Below are 3,025 nucleotides of genomic sequence, written 5' to 3' on the forward strand. Positions count from 1 at the left end.
ACTGCCGCCCCCCAGAATCAGGACTTCCTGATCCTCTGATGAGGCCCAGTCCAGAGACCTGACCAACTCATCTGAGGTGTGAACTTCGACATAAAAACGGGCTTTGGCCGGCACGTGCAGGGTATTCAGCGCCTCCAGCTCTATGTTTTCCCGAATTTCCGGCTGCTGGCTCAAGCCAGGCGCCCCCGGATGTCCGCCAGCAGGCCCTCGCCGGCTTCCTGGATCAGGTCAAGCACGGTTTCAAAACCTGCGTCACCACCGTAATAGGGATCTGGCACTTCCTGATGGGCCGACTGACCGAACTCCAGAAACAGGGCTGGCCGGGTGCCGCCATTTTGATGCCATACGTCCTTGATGTCCGCCAGGTTCTGGCGATCCATCACCAGCACGTAGTCAAAGGTGTCCAGATCCTCCGGACTGAACTGGCGGGCCCGTAATCCACTGATGTCGATACCCCGGCGCCGGGCAGCCTCCTGGGCGCGGGCGTCAGGAGTCTTGCCAATGTGCCAGTCACCGGTGCCGCAGGAGTCGATGTGAACCTGATCTGCAAGGCCCGCCTGCTCCACCAGTGAGCGAAACACACCTTCAGCACTGGGCGATCGACAGATGTTGCCCAGGCACACGAAAAGAACGTTTACCGGTTCAGCCATTCTCGCTATTCCTCTTCTCCAGCCAGCCTCGGACCCTGTGCAAATCGGCGTCGGTATCAACGCCGCCCGGCGGGTTGACGGCGGCCACATCCACGTGAATACGGGCACCATTATAGAGAGCCCTCAACTGTTCCAGAGATTCGGTTACCTCGGTCGGCGCAGGCGCCCAGCTGACAAACTCGGCCAGGACGGAAGCACGGTAACCATAGATGCCGATATGCCGGAAATATCCGACATTATCCGGCAAGGCAGCGTCTAGCCCCGTCAGAGGTGTGCCCTCCTGCCACTGGTCCCGGGCCCACGGGATCGGCGCACGGCTGAAATAATGGGCGATCCCCCTGTGATCGAACACCACCTTGACCACATTGGGATTGAACACGTGCTCCGGATCGTGGATCCGCTCACACAGTGTGGCAATGGCGACTTCAGGATAAAACTCCAGATTGTCGGCCACCTGGTTGATCAGTTCGGGCGGGATCAGGGGCTCGTCACCCTGCACGTTAACGACCCGATGATCCGGCCCGAAACCCAGCACCCGTGCAACCTCCTCAAGACGGTCTGTGCCGCTGGCGTGATTGGGTGATGTCATGACCACTTCTGCACCGAAGCCTTCGCATGCGGTCCGGATCCGATCATCGTCCGTGGCGACAACGACCCTGTCTGCGCGGCTTTCCGCGGCACGCTCACAGACATGCTGGATCATCGGCTTGCCGGCAATGTCTGCCAGAGGCTTGCCCGGAAGGCGGCTGGACGCATAGCGGGCCGGAATCACAACGGTAAAAGACATGTAGTAACCACCTGGCTGACTTGGGTTTAACGCTTGTGCAGACGCTCATCAGTAGAGAGCGTCCGGGCTTCGGTAGCCAACATCACAGGAATCCCCTCGCGGATCGGGAACGCCATGGCGTCCTGGTAACAGACCAGCTCGGTTCTGTCCTCGTTGAGTTTCAGATCGCCCTTACACACCGGACAGGCCAACAGCGCCAACAGTTTTTTATCCATGTTGCTTACTCACTTGATATCAGGAAGTTAACGGCTCGGAACATTGGCGAACCCGGGCCAGAAACGCGTCCCGGAACGGCCCCGGCAATCTGGCCTCAACGTTGAGGCTCCAGGCATTATCGGGTGCAAATTCCCGGCATTTCACCGCGTCTTTTGCGGTCATGACTATCAACTCATCGGTATCACTGTTCAGATCCTCGGGACGGAAACGATGGTGATCCGGAAAGGCCGCTTCGGTAACATCGGCGCCAAGGGTTCTGAGTGTATCGAAAAACCGGGCCGGGTTTCCGATCCCGGCCACAGCCCTCACGGCCTTGCCCCTGAGATCGCCAACCGCTCTCGACTCCCCTGTTTTCAGGTGAACGAGGGTTGCAGGCTCAAGAATCATGGAAAATATCGCAGGGTGGTCAATGCCAACAAAGCTTTCCATAGCCTGCTCTGAAAGCTCTTTGCCATTTACAATAACAAAGTCTACAGAAGCCAGTCGCGAAACCGGCTCCCGAAGCGGGCCAACGGGGATCAAGGCGCCGTTACCGATGCCCCTTTGTCCATCAAATACCGACAGCTCCAGGTCTCTGGGCAACTTGTAGTGTTGAAGGCCGTCGTCACAAATCAGCACATCACCCAGGTTTTTCTCAAGAGCGTAATCGGCGCCCCGTCGGCGGCGCGGATCAACAACAACCGGGCACCCGGTGCTCAGCGCCAGCATGACAGGCTCGTCACCAGCTTCGGAAGGACTGGTCTCCGCCGCAACTTCCAGCGGGTACTGGCCAGCATCACCACCATACCCCCTGCTGAGAATAACTGGCCGCCAGCCATCGGATGCCAGTGCGGAAACCAGCCAGGCAGTGAGCGGCGATTTGCCGGTTCCACCGGCAGTGATGTTGCCAACCACAATGACCGGAACCGGGAGCGACACATCTCTCGCATCCCAGGCGGCCCGACGGCGGGCTTCCGCGATGCTCCGGTACAGCCAAGACAGCGGTGCCAGAAAAGCCAGAGGGCGCTTCCTTCCATACCAGAGACGCTCAACCAGCGAACTCATGGCAGATTGCACCGCGCTCATGACTGCTCGCTGAACTGCATCTGGTGCAATTGAGCGTAAGCGCCGCCAGCGGCAAGGAGTTCGTCGTGGCGGCCGGATTCGGCGATGCGGCCATTGTCCATCACCAGGATTCGGTCCGCTTTCTCGATGGTGGACAGGCGATGCGCAATAACCAGAGTGGTACGGCCCTGCATAACCGTTTCCAACGCTTCCTGGATATGGCGTTCAGATTCCGTATCCAGCGCCGATGTCGCCTCATCAAGGATCAGAATCGGGGCGTTCTTGAGCAGCGCCCGGGCGATGGCGAGCCGCTGGCGCTGTCCGCCGG

Annotated in this window: 5 protein-coding genes; all 5 read right to left on the minus strand. The window is 59.3% G+C overall.

What is annotated here, in order from left to right; genetic code table 11:
• Positions 1–170: 170 nt before the first annotated feature.
• A complete protein-coding gene (locus B2W52_RS09085) occupies positions 171–650 on the minus strand; it encodes a low molecular weight protein-tyrosine-phosphatase (protein ID WP_008169166.1) in 480 nt (159 codons plus the stop codon).
• Complete coding sequence (kdsB, locus tag B2W52_RS09090) at positions 643–1,437, minus strand: 3-deoxy-manno-octulosonate cytidylyltransferase (RefSeq protein WP_273073204.1); 795 nt, start codon at positions 1,435–1,437, stop codon at positions 643–645. Before kdsB ends, B2W52_RS09085 begins: the two co-directional genes overlap by 8 nt.
• A 26-nt stretch (positions 1,438–1,463) precedes the next feature.
• Positions 1,464–1,652: a Trm112 family protein gene (locus tag B2W52_RS09095; protein ID WP_008169170.1), complete on the minus strand. Its 189-nt coding sequence runs from the start codon at positions 1,650–1,652 to the stop codon at positions 1,464–1,466.
• Between the two features lie 19 nt (positions 1,653–1,671).
• Positions 1,672–2,697: a tetraacyldisaccharide 4'-kinase gene (gene lpxK, locus B2W52_RS09100; RefSeq protein ID WP_286802603.1), complete on the minus strand. Its 1,026-nt coding sequence runs from the start codon at positions 2,695–2,697 to the stop codon at positions 1,672–1,674.
• Positions 2,698–2,714: 17 nt separating this feature from the next.
• Positions 2,715–3,025 (minus strand): ATP-binding cassette domain-containing protein (locus tag B2W52_RS09105; RefSeq protein WP_286802605.1); only part of this gene is annotated, 311 nt, incomplete at its 5' end.

Source organism: Marinobacter sp. UBA2498, assembly GCF_002341575.1.
Classification (GTDB): Bacteria; Pseudomonadota; Gammaproteobacteria; order Pseudomonadales; family Oleiphilaceae; genus Marinobacter; species Marinobacter manganoxydans.